15 protein-coding genes, 2 pseudogenes and 2 riboswitches are annotated in these 19059 nt (G+C 72.2%); of the genes and pseudogenes, 12 read left to right on the forward strand and 5 right to left on the reverse strand.

Annotation, left to right across the window (positions count from 1 at the left end; translation table 11 throughout):
• Window positions 1-243: 243 nt before the first annotated feature.
• The 4 genes and pseudogenes from ACZ4V1_RS18480 to ACZ4V1_RS18495 all read right to left on the reverse strand — a co-directional run bounded on the left by ACZ4V1_RS18480 (window position 244) and on the right by ACZ4V1_RS18495 (window position 4542).
• Window positions 244-3126 carry an NACHT domain-containing protein gene (locus ACZ4V1_RS18480; RefSeq protein WP_468336750.1) on the reverse strand — a complete coding sequence of 961 codons (2883 nt, stop codon included), beginning with the start codon at window positions 3124-3126 and terminating at the stop codon, window positions 244-246.
• Between the two features lie 41 nt (window positions 3127-3167).
• Window positions 3168-3626, reverse strand: a complete 459-nt coding sequence (locus ACZ4V1_RS18485; protein ID WP_468336753.1) for a hypothetical protein — start codon at window positions 3624-3626, stop codon at window positions 3168-3170.
• Between the two features lie 76 nt (window positions 3627-3702).
• Window positions 3703-4001, reverse strand: a pseudogene (locus ACZ4V1_RS18490) (hypothetical protein); the annotation flags it as partial.
• Between the two features lie 136 nt (window positions 4002-4137).
• Entirely contained in the window at window positions 4138-4542 is a 405-nt protein-coding gene (locus ACZ4V1_RS18495) for a (2Fe-2S) ferredoxin domain-containing protein (protein ID WP_468336756.1), read from the reverse strand.
• A 62-nt stretch (window positions 4543-4604) separates the two neighbouring features.
• Window positions 4605-4753: riboswitch (cobalamin riboswitch) on the reverse strand.
• Window positions 4754-4963: 210 nt separating this feature from the next.
• A riboswitch (cobalamin riboswitch) is annotated at window positions 4964-5141 on the forward strand.
• An 88-nt stretch (window positions 5142-5229) separates the two neighbouring features.
• On the opposite strand from ACZ4V1_RS18495, the gene ACZ4V1_RS18500 reads away from it, so the two are divergent.
• The 3 genes from ACZ4V1_RS18500 to ACZ4V1_RS18510 are packed head-to-tail and all read left to right on the forward strand — an operon-like array spanning window position 5230 to window position 8089.
• Window positions 5230-6195: an ABC transporter substrate-binding protein gene (locus ACZ4V1_RS18500; protein WP_468336759.1), complete on the forward strand. Its 966-nt coding sequence runs from the start codon at window positions 5230-5232 to the stop codon at window positions 6193-6195.
• The gene (locus ACZ4V1_RS18505; protein ID WP_468336762.1) at window positions 6192-7307 is read left to right on the forward strand and encodes a FecCD family ABC transporter permease; all 1116 of its coding nucleotides are present in this window, start codon (window positions 6192-6194) and stop codon (window positions 7305-7307) included. Before ACZ4V1_RS18500 ends, ACZ4V1_RS18505 begins: the two co-directional genes overlap by 4 nt.
• Window positions 7304-8089 carry an ABC transporter ATP-binding protein gene (locus ACZ4V1_RS18510; RefSeq protein WP_468336765.1) on the forward strand — a complete coding sequence of 262 codons (786 nt, stop codon included), beginning with the start codon at window positions 7304-7306 and terminating at the stop codon, window positions 8087-8089. Before ACZ4V1_RS18505 ends, ACZ4V1_RS18510 begins: the two co-directional genes overlap by 4 nt.
• A gap of 374 nt (window positions 8090-8463) precedes the next feature.
• Here ACZ4V1_RS18510 and ACZ4V1_RS18515 read toward each other — a convergent pair whose 3' ends face one another.
• The gene (locus ACZ4V1_RS18515) at window positions 8464-8991 is read right to left on the reverse strand and encodes a copper chaperone PCu(A)C (RefSeq protein WP_468336768.1); all 528 of its coding nucleotides are present in this window, start codon (window positions 8989-8991) and stop codon (window positions 8464-8466) included.
• A 285-nt stretch (window positions 8992-9276) separates the two neighbouring features.
• Here ACZ4V1_RS18515 and ACZ4V1_RS18520 point away from each other — a divergent pair, with 285 nt between their 5' ends.
• From ACZ4V1_RS18520 to ACZ4V1_RS18560, 9 genes and pseudogenes are all read left to right on the forward strand, one after another.
• Window positions 9277-11103, forward strand: coding sequence for a glycoside hydrolase family 3 protein (locus ACZ4V1_RS18520; RefSeq protein ID WP_468336771.1), 1827 nt, complete (start codon window positions 9277-9279; stop codon window positions 11101-11103).
• A gap of 118 nt (window positions 11104-11221) precedes the next feature.
• Window positions 11222-12073 carry a TetR/AcrR family transcriptional regulator gene (locus ACZ4V1_RS18525; protein ID WP_468336774.1) on the forward strand — a complete coding sequence of 284 codons (852 nt, stop codon included), beginning with the start codon at window positions 11222-11224 and terminating at the stop codon, window positions 12071-12073.
• Between the two features lie 202 nt (window positions 12074-12275).
• A complete protein-coding gene (locus tag ACZ4V1_RS18530) occupies window positions 12276-13169 on the forward strand; it encodes a beta-keto acid cleavage family enzyme (RefSeq protein WP_468336777.1) in 894 nt (297 codons plus the stop codon).
• A gap of 28 nt (window positions 13170-13197) precedes the next feature.
• Complete coding sequence (locus ACZ4V1_RS18535; protein ID WP_468336780.1) at window positions 13198-14229, forward strand: 3-hydroxyacyl-CoA dehydrogenase NAD-binding domain-containing protein; 1032 nt, start codon at window positions 13198-13200, stop codon at window positions 14227-14229.
• Complete coding sequence (locus ACZ4V1_RS18540) at window positions 14226-14705, forward strand: thioesterase family protein (protein ID WP_468336783.1); 480 nt, start codon at window positions 14226-14228, stop codon at window positions 14703-14705. Before ACZ4V1_RS18535 ends, ACZ4V1_RS18540 begins: the two co-directional genes overlap by 4 nt.
• 212 nt (window positions 14706-14917) lie before the next feature.
• A pseudogene (locus ACZ4V1_RS18545) lies at window positions 14918-15004 on the forward strand (DUF6196 family protein); the annotation flags it as partial.
• 281 nt (window positions 15005-15285) lie between these two features.
• A complete protein-coding gene (gene lanL, locus ACZ4V1_RS18550; RefSeq protein ID WP_468336786.1) occupies window positions 15286-18090 on the forward strand; it encodes a class IV lanthionine synthetase LanL in 2805 nt (934 codons plus the stop codon).
• Window positions 18091-18095: 5 nt separating this feature from the next.
• A complete protein-coding gene (locus ACZ4V1_RS18555; RefSeq protein ID WP_468336789.1) occupies window positions 18096-18230 on the forward strand; it encodes a hypothetical protein in 135 nt (44 codons plus the stop codon).
• Window positions 18231-18360: 130 nt separating this feature from the next.
• A complete protein-coding gene (locus tag ACZ4V1_RS18560) occupies window positions 18361-18882 on the forward strand; it encodes a GNAT family N-acetyltransferase (protein WP_468336792.1) in 522 nt (173 codons plus the stop codon).
• The last annotated feature ends 177 nt before the right edge of the window (window positions 18883-19059 follow it).

Genomic DNA, 19059 nt, shown 5'->3' on the forward strand with positions numbered 1-19059 from the left:
GTTCCCCCCTGGTCGGGTGTGTCCGGTCGGGGGTGAATGTAGCCGCCACACGGGGTGGTGGCGTGAGGGCCGAACTAGCCACAAATGATCACGAAAATGATCAGGGAGGGGCTTATTCCGCCCCTGGCGCAGACCGTTGCCGGGGTGAGACGGAGCGGCGGGGCGTCCTCCTTCACGACCCCCGCGTTGCGTCCGCGCCCGCCCCTGCCTTCTGGCGCGCCGAGGGGCTCGTCGAGGCAGGCGTCAACGGACCCGGTACAGGTCGAGAGTCGTCAGCGTGGTCGCGGCGTTGGTCCGCTGCGCCTTGTCGGCCCGGGGGTCGTCGGCCAACGCGGCCAGGAGCCGCAGGCCCGCGGCGCGGTGGCCGTCCAGCATGGCCAGGGAGCGCGCGGCGACGGCTCTGGCGTCCGCGGGAGCCGTGGGGTCCGCGGCGAAGGCCGAAAGGAGTTCGGCCGAGCGTTCTTCTCCGCGCTCGGCCAGATTGGACGCCGCGGTGATCCGGTCCCATACCGGGACGCCGCCGTCCCGGGCGATGCCGAGGAGCAGGACGGCCGCTTCCTCGCGGTGCCCCTCCAGCTCGGCCAGCGCCACGGCGGCGTCCACGCGGTGGTGTGCCTCCGTGGCCGTGTCGGCCGCGATGCCGGCGAGTGGTCCAGCGGCCTCGCCCTGGTGGGTGGTGGAGCGGGCCAGGAGCCGGAGCGCGCCCAGCCGGCAGCTCAGATGGCGACCACGGCCGGTCACGACGGGCAGGACCAGTTCCGCGGCGGCTTCCGCGTCCACCTCGGCCAGTCTCTCGGCGGCCGTCAGATGGGAGTGGCTTCCGGGCGGCGACTCCCGGGCCAGCTCGGTGAGCAGGCGGGCGGCGCGATCCCGGCAGCCGGCCACCCCGGCCAGTGCCAGGGCAGCCGCTGCCCGGTCATCCGGTGTCGTGCCGCTGTCTCCCGCGAACGCGGTGAGCAGGCCCACTCCGTCCTCCCGGTGAGGCTGGTCCAGCTCGGCGAGGTACCGGGCAGCGGTGACGGAGCCGTACTGGGCGAGGCCGAGCAGCAGCGCGGCACCGGACTCGCGGTGCCCGTCCAGCCCGGTGAGCCAGTGGGCCGCCATACAGCGGAGGTGGTCCTCGCTCCCGGGATCCATGGCGCACTCGGTGAGCAGCCGCACCCCGAGCGAGCTGTGACTGCCGAGCCGGGCCAGCACCCGGGCGGCGCCGAGAACGCTGTACGGGTTCGGTGCCAGGTCCTCGATGAGCCGGAGGAGCAGCGTGGCCCCGGCCGTCTCGTGGCCCTCCAGCCCGGCCAGGATCTCGGCGGCCCAGCCGCGGTGGTCCAGTCCCAGCGCGCCGTCACCGGCGAGACGGGTGAGCAGCCGCGCGCCGTCGTCGAGGTGGCCCTCCAGCTCAGCGAGGTACCAGGCGGCCTCCACCCGGCTGCGGTCGTCCACCGTGGGGCGGTTCGCGTACCCGGTCAGCCACTGTGCGGCCTTCTGCCGCGGGAGGCTGCTGCCGAGCTGGAGTTGCGCCTTGAGCAAGTGGTATCCGGTGATCTCGGCGGATCCGAACAGGTCCTCCAGGGCCCGCAGCGTGGCCGTTGCCAGAGGCGCCTCCGAGGCCAGCAACGCGTCGAGGAGGAAGCCCAGGTAGGACGGCTCCAGGCCCAGCGGGTCCAGGGGCTGGATGCCGGACGTACGGCGGCTCGCCCGGCGCAGTCTGTCGCGCAGCCGCTGGGCGGGGAACAGCCGGTCGAAGAGCAGCCTGCGGGCCTGGGGGTCGCGGGTGGCGTGCCGCGCGGCGTGGTACTCCAGGAGTGTGCGGTGCAGGAACTCGACGTCGCCGCCCTGGCCGGCCAACAGGCCGCAGGAGCGCAGCAGCGAGGCCAGCAGCGCGTCCCACAGCGGTGATTTGACCTTGTCCGGTCGTCGGGCGTGCGGGTGCGCGGTGAGGATCGCGGTGGCCGGGGCCCGGTTCCCGCTGATCCTTTCGTGGGCCAGATGATCGATGAGGACCGGCAGGTGTTCCCGGGCGCGCTCCGCGGCCTGCTGGACGGTGCGACGGTCCTCCGGGACCTGATAGCGGCTGACCAGGGTGTGGATGGCACGGTCGTGCAGGTCGCTGACGCCCTTGTGGACGTTCTCCTCGTAGAGCAGTTCGACGAAGGACCGGAAGACTCCGGCCCGGCCGTCGGGCAGGGGGCGATCGGTGTCGGCCTCGTACAGATGGCACAGCATGGCGGTCATCAGAGGGATGCGGGCCAGTTCCTCCAGCCGGGTCCGGCGGACACCGTGCAGGAACGCCCGGACGTGACGGTCGGCGTCGGGCAGAGCGCGCAGACGTCTGTGCGCGTAGGTGCGCACGTCGTCGTCCGTGAAGGGCTCCAGCGTGAAGTGGTCGGCGGCGCGGGGCAGCCGGTCGAGTTCGCCGCCGGGCAGGGGGCGGGTCGCGACGAGGAACCGGTAGGGCGTGTCCGTCTGCACGGCTTCGCGGGCGAGGCGGTCGAGGAGGGACACCCGGGCCGTCCGGTCGGGCACCTCGTCAAGGCCGTCGACCATCACCAGCCACCGCGCGCCGAGACGCGGAGGGCGGCGGAAGAAGTCCTCGGTCAACACCTCGCGCAGCCCGAAGGGACCGTACTCCTCGGTCACCGCGTGCGCCAGGGCGGGCGCCAGCAGGGGCGCACCCACCAGGTCGCCGGCGCGGACCAGCACCGGGAAGGCGGGTGCCGGGGAGGCGGGGTCCGCCTCCGTCGTCAGCAGGTGCCGGGAGGCGGACAGCAGGTGCTGCCGCAGCAGCGTCGACTTGCCGTGGCCCGGTCCGGCCAGCAGGACCCGGATCGGTCCGTCGCCGGTGAAGACGTGTTCGGCGGCCGCGGGAGCCCGCGCGGCCCGGAGCGAGGTGCGCCGCGGCACGTAGACATCGGCCAGTGACGGCGCGTCGAGCTCCGGTGCCAGCCCGGGGTGCGGAAGTTGATCGGCTGCCGACCGGACGGCTCTCAGGTACGAGCCGAGCCGGTGCCCGGGGCCGCTCGTCCGCACGGCGCGGTGACCGTCCCCGGGCTCCGGCGCGGAAGCGTAGTACGTGATGCTGTCGGCGTGCCCGACCGCGAATCCTCCAGTGGTGGCCGAGACGACCATGTCTGCCGTGACGTGCGGGGCCTGACCGCCTCCGAGCCCGCTCAGCCCTGCTGCGGACCCGGCTGCGGAGGGGTTCCGACGGTGACGTCACGCATCTGCACCGCCGCCGCGGAACCGTGATCGGCCCGGATGTCCACGTTGCCGCGGATCGTCGGGCCGTCGGCGGGCGCCTCCGCTCCGTCCGCCGGGGCGTGTGTCTGCAGCAGGGCCCGCAGGATCTCGGCGGCCTCCTCGCGCTCGGAGGCGCTCAGATTCTCCAACGCCTGCTCGAAGCGGGCCTGCCAGGCGCCTTGCTGGCCGCTGCGCACGCCGGCCCGTTCGTCGTCCGGTACGGCTTCCAGCGCGGCCGCACTATGGTCGAGCCGTTCCAGCTCGACGCGCTCACGCTCCCCGTCGCCCCGGGCGAACCACCGCGCGACCGACTGCTGCAGGCCCTGCCAGGCGCTGGTCCCGGCCGCTTGGACGACCGCCGCGCCTCCGGCGGCGGCCAGCGCGGCCATACCCTCCGCCAACATCCAACCGCCCCCGTTCGTCACCGTGTTCGACATGCGAGACGGTAGTGCACCGCGCGGCACGTCACCTCGCGTTCCACCGGATTGACGTCGGGCGCGCGGTCCGCGCCGCTGAGCGGCGGCAGTTCTTTCCCGTGCGCGGACCACCCGCCGGCCCCTCGGGCTCATCGGCCGTCCGCCCGCCGACGCGGGCGGCGGTCTCACGCAGCCGGGTGTGGGCCGCGTCGTGGGTGTGCACGGGTGCCACCACATGGCCTCCCGCGACGGCACGGCCTCGTACGGCGGCTCCACCACGCGTACGCCGGCGAGCGGCGCCAGGAGCCGGGCCGGGCGCGCCTGGTCCAGGGCGATGCGGCGGGGCCTCGTCGACAACGCCGGTGGGGGGCGAAGAGGCCGCCGAGGCCGGCCCCGTTCATGCGGGGCGGGGGTGACGGACGCGGCTGAGGCACCGGCGGTCGTGCCCGGTTCCCGTCCTGCCTCCGGCTCTCCGTCCGTACGGTCAGGGGGCCGTACGCCGTCGCGGCGGCGTGATGGCGTACAGGTCGAGAATGTCCGGCAGGGGTGCCACGCCCGGCCCGCCCGCGCGTGCCCACGCGGCGATGTCCTCGGTCGCGTCCGGGTCGTTGACGAGCCCCAGCCAGACGGGCCGGGCACCGGCGGCGCGGCCTTCGGCGGAGGGCTGTACGACGATGACGTTGGCCTGGTCGCAGACGTCGAGGCAGTCGGAGACGCGTACCGGTGCCGCGGCGCGCAGGCGCTCGGTCTGGGCCGTGTGGTCGACGCCGGTCACTTTGGGGCTGCCGCAGCAGCAGTCGCGGCACACGACGATGCGGCACGGCACCGGGGCGGTGGCCGTTGCGGCCCTCGTGTCGTCCGTCGTTCGTCCGGCCGGCGTTGCGGGCATGCGGTGCCGTCCCTCTCTCCGGGGAGATCCGCCCCGGTGGTCCGTCGAGGTAGCGACCGCGTGAGTCTCCTGGCTCTCGGGTCAATGCTCGTCCCTGCCTTCCCACCCGTTGCCGGGCAGTGGCCTGTCGGGACTCGCTCGCCGATCACAGTGGCGGGACCGCGCCGGATTCGCACCGGCTTCCTCGTTCCGCCGTCGCCTTGTCGTCGGCCATCATCCCACCCCGGGACGCCGCACCGCCCGCCCGGTACCGGCCTTCGGTCCGACTCCTGGGCGTGAGGGGGCCGTCGCGGGCCGACGGGCCGGGCGGGCCAGCCGCAGAAGAGTGCGCTGCCACCCCCGTACCAGGCTGTCCGCGAGGCGTGCGGGAGGCTCGGGGCGTGCGGCCGGGTCCGCACGCCCTTTCGCCGTCGGCTCGGGGAAACGTAGGATCACCTGGTCATCGCCGCGACGGGAGACAGGAAGCCGGTGCGAATCCGGCACGGTCCCGCCACTGTGACCGGGGAGCGCCCCTCCGACACGCCACTGCGCCCCGCGCGGGAAGGCGGAGGGAACGTCGATCCGGGAGTCAGGACACTGGTCCGTCGCGGGCCCGATCCGAGGAGCGCGGACTCCAGGAGGCTTCACGTGTCCCAGCTGTTCACCCCTGCCCGCACGCGCGGGTTCCTTCGTGCCACGGCCGCCGCCATGGCTCTTTCGTCAGTACTGCTGACCACCGGCTGCGGTCCGTCCGACGAGGGCGGCGGGGACGCGAAGGCCACCACGGCCGTGCCCACCGGCTTCCCGGTCACCATCGACAACTGCGGCGTGAGGACGACGTACGACAGGCCGCCGTCACGGGTGGTCACCATCCACCAGCACCCGGCGGAACTCATGCTCGCCCTCGGCCTGAAGGACCGGATGGCCGGCACGGCCTTCCCCGACTCCGCCGTCCTGCCCGAGCTGAAGAAGGACTACGAGGCGATCCCCGAGCTGGCGGAGAAGGAACCGTCGTTCGAGACGGTCCTGGACGCCGAACCCGATCTCGTCTACGGCGGTTACGGCAGCGCCTTCGCCGAGAACGAGGGCCGGTCCCGCAAGGCGTTCGCCGACGCCGGCATCGACACCTACCTCAACCGCGAGTACTGCGGCGAGAAGCGGGTGACGATGCGGGACACCTACGACGAGATCCGCGCCATCGGCAGGATCTTCGGTGTCCCGGACCGGGCCGACAGGCTGGTCACCGACCTCGAGGACCGCGTCGGCAAGGCCGCCGCCGAGGTCGCGGGCGAGCCAGAGGTGCCCGTCTTCCTCTACGACAGCGGCGACAAGAGCGCGTTCACCGCGGGCGGCAAGAGCCTGGGCACCGAGCTGATCCGGCTGGCCGGCGGCGAGAACGTCTTCGCCGACCTCGACGACGTCTTCGGCGACGTCTCCTGGGAGCAAGTCGTCGAGCGCAGGCCGGAGGTCATCGCCATCTACGACTACGCGGGCGCCGGAAGCGTCGAGGAGAAGAAGAGGTTCCTGCTCTCCCAACCCGCGCTCGCCGACGTGCCCGCCGTCAGGAACAAGCGGTTCGTCGTCCTGCCGCTGACCGCCACCCTGGTAGGAATCCGCTCGGCCTACGCGGTCGACGACCTGGCCCGCGGACTGCACCCCGAGAGCTTCCGGTGACCCAGGCCGCCACCGACACGTCCACCGAACGGACGGCTCAACGGTGGAAGACGACCGAGCCAGGGGCGGGCCGTACGGGGTTGGCGGTCACGCTGCTCGTACTCACCACCCTGCTCGTCGTCTCCGCCACGGCGGGCCTCGCGATCGGCTCCGTCCGGGTGCCGCCCGGCGAGGTGTGGGGCATCGTGACGCACGCGCTGGGTGCCGACTGGCAGGAGCCCGGCTGGTCGCGGGCCCGGGAGACCATCGTGGTGGACGTGCGGGCGCCGCGGGTACTGCTCGGTGCGGTCACCGGCGCCGGCCTGGCGGTGGTCGGCACCGCGCTACAGGCCCTGGTGCGCAACCCGCTCGCAGAGCCGTACCTGCTTGGCGTCTCCTCGGGGGCGTCCCTCGGCGCGGTCGCCGTGATCGTCTTCGGGGTCACCCTCTTCGGGCCGGTCTCCCTGTCGGTGGCCGCCTTCGTGGGCGCCCTGGGCGCGCTCCTGCTCGTGTACGCCACCGCGCGCACCGGCGGACGCATCACCTCGTCGCGGCTCGTGCTGTCCGGAGTGGCGATCGCGGCGGTGCTCACCGCGGTGCTCAATCTGCTGCTGCTCACCACCGACCGGGGCAACGAGGCCCGCGCGGTCCTCGCCTGGACCCTCGGCGGCCTCGGCGGGGTCAACTGGGGCACCCTGTGGCTGCCGGGCGCGGCCCTGCTGCTCGGCGTCGGCGTCCTCATGGCCCAGGCGCGCAACCTGAACCTGCTGCTGGCCGGCGAGGAGGCGGCCACCACCATGGGACTGGACGTGGCCCGCTTCCGCGCCCGCCTGTTCGTCCTGCTCTCCCTCGTCACCGGCGTACTGGTCGCGGCGGCCGGACCGATCGGCTTCGTCGGCCTGATGATGCCCCACATCGTGCGCCTGTTCGTCGGCGGCGACCACCGCCGGGTCCTGCCGACGGCGGCACTCGGCGGAGCGGTCTTCCTCATCTGGGCGGACATCGCCGCACGGACGATCGCCGCGCCGACGGAGATACCCGTCGGCGTGCTCACGGCCCTGTGCGGCGGGCCGTTCTTCCTGTGGCTGATGCGCCGGGACGCCCGGCGCGGCACCGACCGAGGAGTGGCATGACCGCGACCGAACTGAGCGTCGACGGCGTCACGCTCACCGCCGGAGCGCGCCACCTGGTGCGCGACGTGTCCCTGACCGCCCGCCCGGGCGAGACCATCGGCCTCGTCGGTCCCAACGGCAGCGGCAAGTCCAGCCTCCTGCGCACCGTCTACCGTGTCCTGCGCCCGGACGCCGGTCAGGTCCGGGTCGACGGAGGCGACGCCTGGTCATTGCCGGTGCGGCAACTGGCCCGCACCGTGGCCGCGGTGGTCCAGGACTCGGCGGCCGACTTCGATCTCGCCGTCCGGGAGGTCGTCGCCATGGGCCGCACCCCGCACAAACGGCTCCTCGCCGGCGACACCCCCGAGGACGCCGGGCTCATCGACTCCGCGCTCCTGGCGGTCGACGCCGTCCACCTGGCCGACCGCCCCTTCGACCGGCTCTCCGGCGGCGAACGCCAGCGCGTCCTCATCGCCCGCGCCCTCGCCCAACGGCCCACCCTCCTCGTCCTCGACGAACCCACCAACCACCTCGACGTCCGCCACCAACTGTCGGTGCTCGGCACCCTGCGCCGTCTGCCCACGACCGTGCTGCTCGCCCTGCACGATCTCAACCTGGCCGCCTACTACTGCGACCGCCTCTACGTCCTGCACGCCGGCGAGGTCACCGCCTCCGGCCCGCCGGCCGAGATACTCACCCCGCGGCTCCTGGCCGAGGTCTACGGAGTGGCGGCGGAGGTCGCCACCCATCCGCGCACGGGCGCCCCGCAGGTGACGTTCCTCCCCGAAGAGCCACGCGGCTGAAGGACCACCCGATGGTGGTGCCCGTGCCCGTCCGCGCCACCTGGGAAGGGCCGCGGCGGGTGGCCGACGCCTCAAGGGCGCCGGGCTGCCGGTACCGGGTCGCATGCCGCGCACCGGCGGCAAGGCAGCCGCGGGGCCCGTACGCCGCTCAGCGGCCGCAAGGGTCGCCCGAGGGAAACGGCGAACGAGTGCGCGCCGCCCGGTTCACGAGCCGCCGGGCAATGCACGCTCCGGCGTGACAGTCCGGAGCTGGACAGCGGGCCCCTGGCCGGTGAACAACGCCCATGACACCACGGCCGGCGGCACGGCCGGCGGCACGAGCGGTTCACCCGGTCGGCGGCACGAGCGGCGGCACGAGCGGCGGCACGAGCGGTTCACCCGGTCGGCGAGGGGCTTTCCTCGTAGGCGGGCACCTGTGCCTGAATGTTGAAGGTGGTCGTGCCGGCCTTCTCGAACCGCATGGTGAACTTCATGAAGTCGCCGCCCCTGATCTGCCGGTTCACGTCGCGCAGCACCAGGTGCGTCCTGTCCCGCTCCAGTTGGACGAGCCGGCCCACCGGGAGGTCGACCCCGCCGGTCAGCACCTTGCCGTCGGAGTCCACCAAGTCCACCGAGGCCGCGGCCGGCGTCTCGGCGCCCACGAGCTTGTCGGCCTCGTCGCCCTTGTTGTAGAGCCACACGTAGGCGGGGACGTCGTCTCCGGGCTGCCACGGACCGTCCTGCGGTTCAGCCACGTGCGCGTACCGGATCATCAGATCGCCGACACGGCCGTTCTGGCCCGGCGCCTCCCAGTCCGGCAGGGAGAACTCGTCGTCCCCACCGCATCCGCTCGCGGTCATGGCCAGGACGAGCGCACCTGTGACAAGAGCACACCGCCCGCGCACCGCGGAGAGGGATGTCATGGTCGCTCCTTTCACCACCCGATGTTCCCACCCTGGGTACCCACATCGTCCGGGGCAAAGGGAGCGGGGCCAATCGTGTTCGGAGGATGCCCTGCGGCACCGTGCGCGTATCGGTGGTCCGGGCAGACGCGCACCACCATTTCGCACGGACGGGAAGATGATTGACACGCTTGTCTAGACCTATTGCCCTGCCCGTGAAAGGCGGGCTACGTTACCCGCTGTTCGAAGCCCTTCGCGTTTTCCTTCAATTCCCTTGCTGGGCAAGGCTGGAAGGAGCATGTCCGCATGCAGGACCGGAGTCTGTCCAGACGGACCGTTCTCGCCTCCGCGACCGTGGTCGCCGCCGGCGCGACGGGCGCCGTGGGCGCGGCGGCCACCCCCGCGGTCGCGCACCGTCGCGACCACCGCCTCAAGAAGATCATCTCCAAGATGAGCATCGAGGCGAAGATCGGCCAGCTGTTCGTGCCGTACTTCTACGGTACGTCGGCGACTTCACCCAGCCAGTTCGACCAGGAACGCAACTCCAGGGAACTCGGCGTCCGTACCGTGGCCGAGCTCATCGCCAAGTACCACATCGGCGGTGTCATCTACTTCTCCGGCTGGGCGAACAACATCCAGGATCCCCGCCAGACAGCGGACTTGACGAACGGTGTGCAGCGGGCCTCGCTCGCCCTGCCGACTCCCATCCCGTCCCTGATCTCCATCGACCAGGAGCACGGGGCCAACGTCCGCATCGGCAGCGGCGCCACCCAGCTGCCGGGGGCGATGGCGCTCGGCGCGGGCGGCTCGCGCTCCGACGCGCGCACCGCCGGACGGATCTCGGGCACCGAGCTCGCCGCCCTGGGCATCCACCAGAACTTCGCCCCGGTCGCCGACGTCAACGTGAATCCGGCCAACCCCATCATCAACATCCGCTCCTTCGGCGCCGACGCCCGCGAGGTGGGTCGCATGGTGGCCGCCCAGGTGGCGGGTTATCAGCAGGCCGGCGTCGTGGCCTGTGCCAAGCACTTCCCGGGCCACGGGGACACCGGGGAGGACAGCCACACCGGACTGCCCGTGATCACCCACACCCGCGAGGAGTGGGACCGCGTCGACGCCCCGCCCTTCAAGGCCGCGATCGCCGCCGGCGTCGACTCGATCATGACCGCGCACCTCCAGGTCCCGGCGCTCGACCCCAGCAACGAACCGGCCACCCTGTCGCCCGCGATCCTCCAGGGCGTGCTGCGCGACGAACTCGGCTTCGAGGGCGTGATCGTCACCGACGCCCTCAACATGCAGGGTGTGCGCACCAAGTACGGCGACGACCGCGTGCCCGTCCTCGCCCTCAAGGCCGGCGCCGACCAACTGCTGTTCCCGCCGGACATCGACGTCGCCTACCACGGCGTCCTGGCCGCCGTCCGCAGCGGAGAGATCACCGAAGACCGACTCGAGGAATCGGTCCTGCGCATCCTGCGGATCAAGGACAAGGTCGGGCTGCTCAGCGGCAGCCCCTACGTCTCCCCGAAGGAGGTCGACCGGGTCGTCGGCGCCCGCAGGCACCGGCTCGCCGCCGCCCGGATCGCCGAGCGCACCACCACCCTGCTGGTCAACGAGGACGATGCGCTCCCGCTGCGCCGCGGGCAGCGGAACCTGCTCGTGGTCGGCGCCAGCCCGGCCTTCCCGACCGACGACACCCGCACCACGGTGCCCGAGCTGGCCAAGGCGTTCGACGAACTGGGCTACCGCACCACCCACCTCGCCACCGGCCGGACGCCCGACCCGGCGAAGATCGACGAGGCCGTGGCCGCCGCACGGGGACGGGACGCGGTGGTGGTCACCACCGACAACGTCGGCGCCACCAGCACCCAGCGCACCCTGGTGTCCCGGCTGCTCGCGACGGGCGTCCCCGTCGTCCACCTCGCGGTGCGCAACCCCTACGACATCGCCCACCTCCGCGACGTCCCGGCCTCACTGGTCTCCTACTGCTGGACCGAGGTCGAACTGCGCGCCGCCGCCCGGGTGATCGCAGGCCGGGTCGAGCCGCGCGGCAAGCTGCCCGTACCCATCCAGCGGGCCGACGACCCGGCCAAGGTCCTCTTCCGCTCCGGGCACGGCCTGTCGTACGACGACTGATATCCGTGGTCCGCTTCTGACTGACACGCCAGTCAGTGATCTCAATCATCCTCTAACCAGTACCTTCACTCGCCGAGTGTGTTGAGTTTTCCGCAACGCACCTCTAAGGTCGTGCCCTGTGGAAACCGACGATGTCCCCGAAGGCGCACCGACCGCCGCCGCCCGTGTCCGCGAGGTCATCGCGGCCGCGGGCGTCAGCCAGCGCGAGTTCGCGCGCCGTGTCGTCATGGATCCGTCCAAGCTCTCGCGTTCGCTGAGCGGCACCCGCCGCTTCACGGCCGCGGAACTGGCGCGGATCGCCGACGAGGGCCGGGTCGACGCGGGCTGGCTGCTCGGCGCCCGACCCCGCGAGAGGGACTCGGCGCCGGCCGCTCCCGTCGAGGGCGGGCGACCGCTGCAGATCGTCCGCGAGACGGTCCGGCTGATCGCGGAGCACGGTTTCCACGCGGTGCGGGTCGCCGACATCGCCCGCGCCTGCGCCACCAGCAGCGCCGCGATCCACTACCACTTCCCGGGCCGCGCCGAACTCCTGGAGGCGGCCGTGCGCTGGTGCATGGACGAGGACACCGCGCGCCGTGCCGCCCGTCTCGCCGAGGCGGACGACGCGGCGGCGGAGCTGCGCCAGCTCATCGCGCTGCAGACACCGCGCACCGCGCAGCAGCGCCGCCAGTGGGCGGTGTGGCTCGACCTGTGGGCCGAGGCCGCACGCTCCACGGCGGTGGGCCGGCTGCATTCCGAGTACTACCGGCAGTGGCGGGAGACGGTCGCCGACGTCGTCCGCCGAGGTGTCGCACAAGGCGTGTTCCGCGCGGAGGTCGATCCGCGGGCGGCGGCACTGACGCTGACGGCCCTGATCGACGGCCTGGCGACGCACGTCCTCTCGGTGAGCGGGCCGTCGTCCGCCAGTGCCGCGGACGCGATGCACGCGGCACTGACCACCCACGTCACCCACACCATCCTGGCCCCGTAGCCCCACAGCTCCGTAGCCACAGCTCCGTAACCCCGTAAGCCCCGTAGCCCCGTAGCCCCGTAGCCCCGTAGCCCCGTAGCCCCGTAGCCCCGTAGCCCCGTAGCCATGGTGGCCCCGTAGCCATGGTGGCCCCGCACCCTGCCCCGCGCCCCGCGCCCCGCTCCGCCATCGCCGGAGCGGCAATACTTCGGGAGGCCCCCGCATGCCCATGACCGAGAACGTCATCATCACCTGCGCGCTCACAGGCGCCGGCGACACCGTCCGCAAGAGCCCTCACGTGCCCGTCACCCCGGAGCAGATAGCCAGGAACGCCGTGGAGGCGGCCGCCGCCGGAGCGGCCGTCGTCCACATCCATGTACGCGACCCTGAGACCGGCGATCCGTCTCGCGACCCGAAGCTGTACCGCGAGGTCGTCGAGCGCATCAAGGAGACCGGCACCGACGTCGTCATCAACCTCACCGCCGGCATGGGCGGCGATCTCGTCATCGACCCGGACGACCCGCTCGCCCACCTCCCGGGCACCGACCTCGTCAGCGGTCTGGAGCGCCTTCCGCACGTCGAGGACCTGCTTCCCGACATCTGCACGCTCGACTGCGGCTCGCTCAACTTCGGCGACGGCTCGAACCTCTACGTCTCGACGCCCGACATGCTGCGCGCGGGCGCGCGACGCGTCCAGGAGCTGGGTGTGCGGCCGGAGCTGGAGATCTTCGACACGGGTCAGCTCTGGTTCGCCAAGCAGTTGCTCGCCGAGGGCCTGCTCGACGACCCGACCGTGTTCCAGCTGTGCATGGGCATCCCGTGGGGCGCGCCCGCGGACCCCGGAGTGCTCCAGTCGATGGTCAACATGCTTCCGGACGGTGCACGTTGGGCGAGTTTCGCGCTCGGCCGGATGCAGATGCCGTGGGTCGCGCAGTCGATCCTGCTCGGCGGCCACGTCCGCGTGGGCCTGGAGGACAACCTGTACCTCGGCAAGGGCAACAAGGCAACCAACGCCCAGCTCGTCGAGCGGGCCGTGACCCTCACCGAGTCGATCGGCGCGCGCGTCGCGACACCGGACGAGGCCCGCGCCACTCTCGGCCTCAAGCCGCGCAAGTAGTCCGCCTCGACGACGAAGGATCCCTCTCATGACCTCACCCGAGCCGACCGCACCCGAGCCGACGTCCCCGAAGGCGTCGTCACCGCAGACCGCCGCGCCGGAGATCACCGCACCGGAGAACGTCCGCCGCGTCGCCTGCGTCGGCGCCGGAGTCATCGGCGGCGGCTGGGTCGCCCACTTCCTGGCGCGCGGCTACGACGTGACCGCCTGGGATCCGGCACCCGACGCCGGCCAGAAGCTGCGCCGCCTGGTCGACGCGGCGTGGCCGACGCTCACCGTGCTCGGCCTGGCCGAAGGCGCGTCGACCGACCGGCTCACCGTGACCGACACCCTCGAACAGGCCGTGGCCGACGCCGAGTTCGTACAGGAGAGCGCTCCCGAGAAGCTCGGCCTCAAGCGCGATCTGCTGGCCCGCCTGGACGCGGCGACACCGCCCGGCGTCGTCATCGCCTCCTCCACCTCCGGCTATCCGATGACCGAGATGCAGACGACGGCCGCAGACCCCTCTCGCCTGGTCGTCGGCCACCCGTTCAACCCGCCGTATCTCATCCCGCTCGTCGAGGTCGCCGGCGGCGAGCGCACCGACGCGACGGCGGTCACCTGGGCCTCCCGCTTCTACGAGGTCGCGGGCAAGTCCGTCATCACCATGGACGACGAGGTGCCGGGCTTCATCGCGAACCGCCTCCAGGAGGCCCTGTGGCGCGAGGCGCTGCACATGGTCGCGAACGGCGAGGCGACGGTCCGGGACATCGACCTGTCGATCACCGAGGGGCCCGGGCTGCGCTGGGCGGTGATGGGGCCGATGCTGACGTTCGCGCTCGCGGGCGGCGAGGGCGGTATGGCGCACATGCTGGACCACTTCGGCCCGTCCCTGAAGTCGCCGTGGACACGCCTCGAAGCGCCGGAGCTGGACAAGGAGTTGTACGACGCCGTGGTGGCGGGCTGTGACGAGGCGGCGGGCGGCCGCTCCATCGCGGAGCTGGTGGCCGAACGCGACCGGGGTGTCGTCGAAGTGCTGCGCGCCACCGGCCGTCTGGGCCGCGAGGAGGGCTCCCGATGACGCGGCGGCCTTTGTTCCACAGCACGGTCCGCCCGGAGTGGATCGACTACAACGGCCATATGAGCGAGGCCTTCTACGTCCTCGTGTTCGGTCACGCCACGGACACGCTGATGATCGAGACGGGCTTGGACTCCGCCTACCGCGAGTCCACGGGCTGCTCCCTCTACACGGTCGAGTCCCACGTCCGCTTCCTCCAGGACGTGCCCGAGGCCGCCCATCTGGCCATCCGTACGCGGGTGCTGGGAGCGGCAGCGCGCAAGGCGCGCTTCGTGCACGAGATGTACGTGGTGTCCGGACCGGAGTCGGAGCCGACGCCGGACGCGGCTCCGGTGGCGACGACCGAGCTGCTCGCGGTCCACGTCGACCAACGGGCGGGCCGGGCCGCCGAGTTCCCGGACGCGGTCCGGCGCCGTTTCACGGAGCTGACCGAACCGGCTCCGGACTGGGCGGGCCGCTCGATCGCTGCCGTGTCCTGACGGCGCGGGCGTTGCGACGACGGTTGCGCCGTCCGGGGCCGGTGTTCCGGAGCGGGAGGCAATCGCACGGTGATTCCCGGGTGGGGTCACGGCTTACGAGTCGAGGAGTCTCGCCGATGGTCAGCGTGAGTATGGAGACCGCAGCACAGACGGAGCGGCGGCTACGCCGTGAGATCGCCCCGGGCTGAGCTCGTCGTGCACGAAACCGCGCCCGCGGCGGCATCTACGACTACTGGGGCCGTCCCATCGCCTTGCCGGATCAGGCCATCGCGGTCGTCAGGACGCTACGAGACGGCTGATCCTGGCGGCCGCGCGCAAGGGCGTACCGGATAACACCCGGATACGCACCGGATATCCGGTGACGCCAGTATGAACACGCTCTCCGGAAAGCCGACCGATGGCGTGACAGCTCCGGAGCCGCAAGCACACGGATTCTCCATCCAAGCAGTGCCGGATGCGTCGAGCGGGTGGAAACGCGGCGGTCATCGCCGACGTGGACTCCTTCGCCTCCTCCGCACCCGGTGTCCGACCACTACCTCGTCGCACGCCTCGACACATCGGACGAATGGAGAGGTGCGGAATGGACATGGCCCCCCTCGGCCACCCGGACGGTGACGACCACGCCTATCGAGGCATACTCGCCGCCCTCCGCGACGAGTTGGTGCCGGATGAAGGGTGGCGGACCGACATCCGTGACCTGTGGTGCGTGGTGACCCCACCCGGTACCGGACTCCGTGTTCAGGGCTGGAAGATCCATCTGTCGGCAACCCCGCGATCCGCGGAACGGGTGCTGACGGCCGCTGCCCGGCTGCTTCTGCGGGAGCGGGTCGCCTTCAAGTTCGCCCACAGCCCGAGCCGCCTGCGGAGCCTCCTTTCCCTCCGCGTGGACCGTGGCTCCGGGGGCAAGTTCATCACCGTCTATCCGGACGACGACGCCCAGTTCGTCCGGCTGCTCGATGCCCTGCACGAGGCGACCGAGGGCCTGGAAGGGCCCGCCGTCCTCTCCGATCGTGCCTACCGGCCGCACAGCGTCGTGCACTACCGCTACGGAGGCTTCGGCGGCCTGCCGCCCCGGCTGGAGGACGACGGTTTCTACGTCCCCGTCCTCGTCGCCCCCGACGGCGGCTGGACCCCCGACAGGCGCAACGCCTGGTTCTCACCCCCACCGTGGGCCACCCTGCCGTTCAAGGCGGGCGACGCGAAGCGCGCGCCCCGCGGCGGGACCGCCGCCGGCGGCAGTGCCCCCTCCCCCGTCCTCCTGGGCGGTCGCTTCCTGGTGCGCGAGGCCATCCGGCACTCGAACAGGGGCGGTGTCTACCGCGCGTTCGACCAGCAGGACGGTGACCGCAAGACGGTGGTGAAGGAGGCGCGCCCCTACATCGACGCGAGGCCGGACGGCACCGACGCACGCGACTACCTCCGCAACGAATACCGGACGCTGACCGCGCTGGAGCCGTTGGGCATCGCGGTCCGGCCGGTGGATCTCTTCGAGTACCAGGGGCACGTCTTCCTCGCCGAGGAGGAGGTGCCCGGCACGACCCTGTACAGGTGGGCGCGGGACCGGGTCCACAGGGAACCCGGCCGGACCCTGGCTCCCGAGCAGGTGCTGCCGACGGCCCGGCGCCTGGTGGAACTGGTCGCGGCCGTACACGACAAGGGTCTGGTGATCCGGGACTTCGCCCCCAGCAACGTGATGGTCACCCCGGAGGGAGACCTGCTGCTGATCGACACCGAGTTCGTGGCGGCGGTCGAGGAGCCGGTGATCAGTGTGGGTACTCCCGGGTTCACGGCGCCCGAGGTCTTCATCGGTTCGGACCGGACCTCCCCGGCCACCACGGCTGCCGACCTCTACGGCCTCGGTGCGACGCTCTTCCACCTGTGTACCGGCTTCGCTCCCCTCCTGCCCGCGGACCGCCCGGGGACCACGCGGGCCGTGTCACCACGTCCCCACGACGAGCGAGTCCGGCAGTTGGTGGAGGCGGCCTCCGCGGACAGCCCGGCGCTCGCCGTTCTCGCCCCGCTGATCACCGGACTCATGCGGGAGGACCCCGAGCAGCGGCCCGCACCGGCCGAAGTACGGGACGCCCTGCACGCTCCGTTCCCGGAACCGGCGGCCGCGGGACGGCTGCCCCGTGTGGGGGCCGACGCCGACCGGCTGCTCACCGACGGCTGGGACCAGCTCGTCACCGCCCTGGACCCGTCGTCCGAGCACGCGCCCTGGTCCGTTCCGGCGATCGGCGGGCAGCGCTTCGACCCCTTTGCCGTTCAGGCGGGTGTCGGCGGGACGCTGGAGGTGCTCCGCCGCGGGGCACTCACCGGGCACGGCGGGCAGCGGCTGGTCGACGCCCTGCGCACCGCACTGACCTGGCTGGACCGGCGCACCGACCGGGAGCCGCGGCAGCTCCCCGGCCTGTACTTCGGTCGCGCGGGCACGTACTGGGCCATGTACGAAGCCGCCGACGCCCTCGGCGAGGAGGAGATCCGGCAGCGGAGTGCGCGGCGCGCCAAGGGCCTGCCCACGGTCTGGCACCAAGCCGACATCACCCACGGGCTGGCGGGCAACGGATTCGCCCAGTTGCACCTGTGGCGCCGCACCGGAGACGAGGAGTTCCGCGACCGGGCGGAGCGGTGCGTCACCTCCTTGCTCGACGCCCGCACCTCGCGGGGCCGCAGATGGCTGGACCCCGAGGCCTTGCGTACGACGACCGACGCCAGCGACTACGGTTTCGCACACGGGCTCGCGGGCATCGGCGCCTTCTTACTGGCCGCGGCACGGGAGCTGGACCGGGCGGACCTCCTCGACTCGGCGGTGCGCGGCGGAGAGTCGCTGCTCGCCTCGGCCCGCGAGGACGGTGCCGGCATCAGCTGGTCGGTGGCGGACCCGGAGGGCGACGCGGACGAGCGCGCCCACATCTCGTGTTGGTGGTGCAACGGCGCTCCTGGAATCGGCACCTTCCTGATCCGGCTCTGGCGGGCCACCGGGGACGAGCGTTTCCGGGAGGCCGCCCACCGGGCCGCCGTCAGCGCGCGCCAGCGGAAATGGCTGCTGGGCCACACACACTGTCATGGGCTCGCCGGCAACGGGGAGTTCCTGCTGGACATGGCGGCCGCCACCGGAGAGGACCACTACCGGGACTGGGCCGCGGAACACGTCACGGCGCTGTGGCGCTTCTGCGCACTGCGCGAGAACCGCTTGGTCGTCGTGGCGGAATCCGACACCGAACCCAACCACAGCTACAACCTGGGGATGGCCGGACCGATCGGATTCCTGCATCGCCTCCGCCACGGAGGTGAGCGGTGGTGGATGACGGACGACTTCACGCTGGCGGCGCCGAGCCCCCCGCGTGCCGTCCGTACGACGCAAGAACCCACAACAGAGAGGTGAACGCGATGTCGGACAACGTCAACGACCTGCAGCTGCTGGAACCGACCGAGATGCTGGAGGCCGACCGTCTGCACGACCTGGGGTGCTGCTGTGACACGGTGACCGGCCTCGGCACCGAGGGCAGCGGCACGATCAGCTGACCACAACCGCTGGACGTCAGGTGTTTCCGCCCCGCCGGGCCCCGTCCGGGCGGGGCGGAACGCCGCGGGAAAGGACACGCGCGCGAACGGGACGTTCCCGTCCCCGGCCGACAGGAGGACAGGAGGACCAGTGGGAGACCCAGCGATCGAACCGATCCACACCGACCGACTCGTGCTCCTGCCGCTTCGGGTGGAACACGCGTCCGAGATGGCCGGAGTACTGGCCGACCCGGATCTGTTCGAGTTCTTCGCCGGCGCGCCGCCCACGGCGGAGGTCATGCGAACCCGCTACGAGTACCTGGTCGCCGGTTCACCGGATCCGGCGGTCTCGTGGTGCAACTGGGTCGTCCACCTCCGCGAGGCCGACTGTCTCACGGGCTTCGTGCAGGCGATCGTCACACGTTCCGACCATGGCGTGACCGCGGTCATCTCCCTGGTGACAGGGCGGCCCTGGCAGGGCCGGGGCATCGGCAGGGAGGCGGGCCTGGGAGTGATCGCCTGGCTCCGGGACCAAGGCGTCGACACCGTCGTGGCCGACATTCACCCGGACAACCACGCCTCCGCCCGGGCCGCCGCCCGGGCGGGCCTCACCTGCACCGGCGAGCGCCGCAACGACGAACTCCGCTGGCAGCTGCACCTGCCACCGGGGTGACAGTGACAATCCCTCGAGACCGGCGGCTCAGGCGGCTCCCCGGGACCTGCACGTAGACCCTTTCCCCCGGCGATCCGGCCGGTCCGCCGTCCGCTCGGTCCGCCGTCCGCTCGGCCCGCCGTCCGCTCGGCCCGCCGTCCGCTCGGCCCGCCGTCCGCTCGGTCCGCCGTCCGCTCG

The sequence above is a fragment of the Streptomyces sp. NPDC028991 genome (assembly GCF_055564775.1).

Bases quoted from the DNA above. Each gene is read 5' to 3' on its own strand.
- ACZ4V1_RS18480 (WP_468336750.1), bottom strand. From the start codon at position 3,126: ATGGTCGTCTCGGCCACCACTGGAGGATTCGCGGTCGGGCACGCCGAC.
- ACZ4V1_RS18485 (WP_468336753.1), bottom strand. From the start codon at position 3,626: ATGGCCGCGCTGGCCGCCGCCGGAGGCGCGGCGGTCGTCCAAGCGGCC.
- ACZ4V1_RS18495 (WP_468336756.1), bottom strand. From the start codon at position 4,542: ATGCCCGCAACGCCGGCCGGACGAACGACGGACGACACGAGGGCCGCA.
- ACZ4V1_RS18500 (WP_468336759.1), top strand. From the start codon at position 5,230: ATGGCTCTTTCGTCAGTACTGCTGACCACCGGCTGCGGTCCGTCCGAC.
- ACZ4V1_RS18510 (WP_468336765.1), top strand. From the start codon at position 7,304: ATGACCGCGACCGAACTGAGCGTCGACGGCGTCACGCTCACCGCCGGA.
- ACZ4V1_RS18515 (WP_468336768.1), bottom strand. From the start codon at position 8,991: ATGACATCCCTCTCCGCGGTGCGCGGGCGGTGTGCTCTTGTCACAGGT.
- ACZ4V1_RS18520 (WP_468336771.1), top strand. From the start codon at position 9,277: ATGCAGGACCGGAGTCTGTCCAGACGGACCGTTCTCGCCTCCGCGACC.
- ACZ4V1_RS18530 (WP_468336777.1), top strand. From the start codon at position 12,276: ATGCCCATGACCGAGAACGTCATCATCACCTGCGCGCTCACAGGCGCC.
- ACZ4V1_RS18535 (WP_468336780.1), top strand. From the start codon at position 13,198: ATGACCTCACCCGAGCCGACCGCACCCGAGCCGACGTCCCCGAAGGCG.
- ACZ4V1_RS18540 (WP_468336783.1), top strand. From the start codon at position 14,226: ATGACGCGGCGGCCTTTGTTCCACAGCACGGTCCGCCCGGAGTGGATC.
- lanL (WP_468336786.1), top strand. From the start codon at position 15,286: ATGGACATGGCCCCCCTCGGCCACCCGGACGGTGACGACCACGCCTAT.
- ACZ4V1_RS18555 (WP_468336789.1), top strand. From the start codon at position 18,096: ATGTCGGACAACGTCAACGACCTGCAGCTGCTGGAACCGACCGAGATG.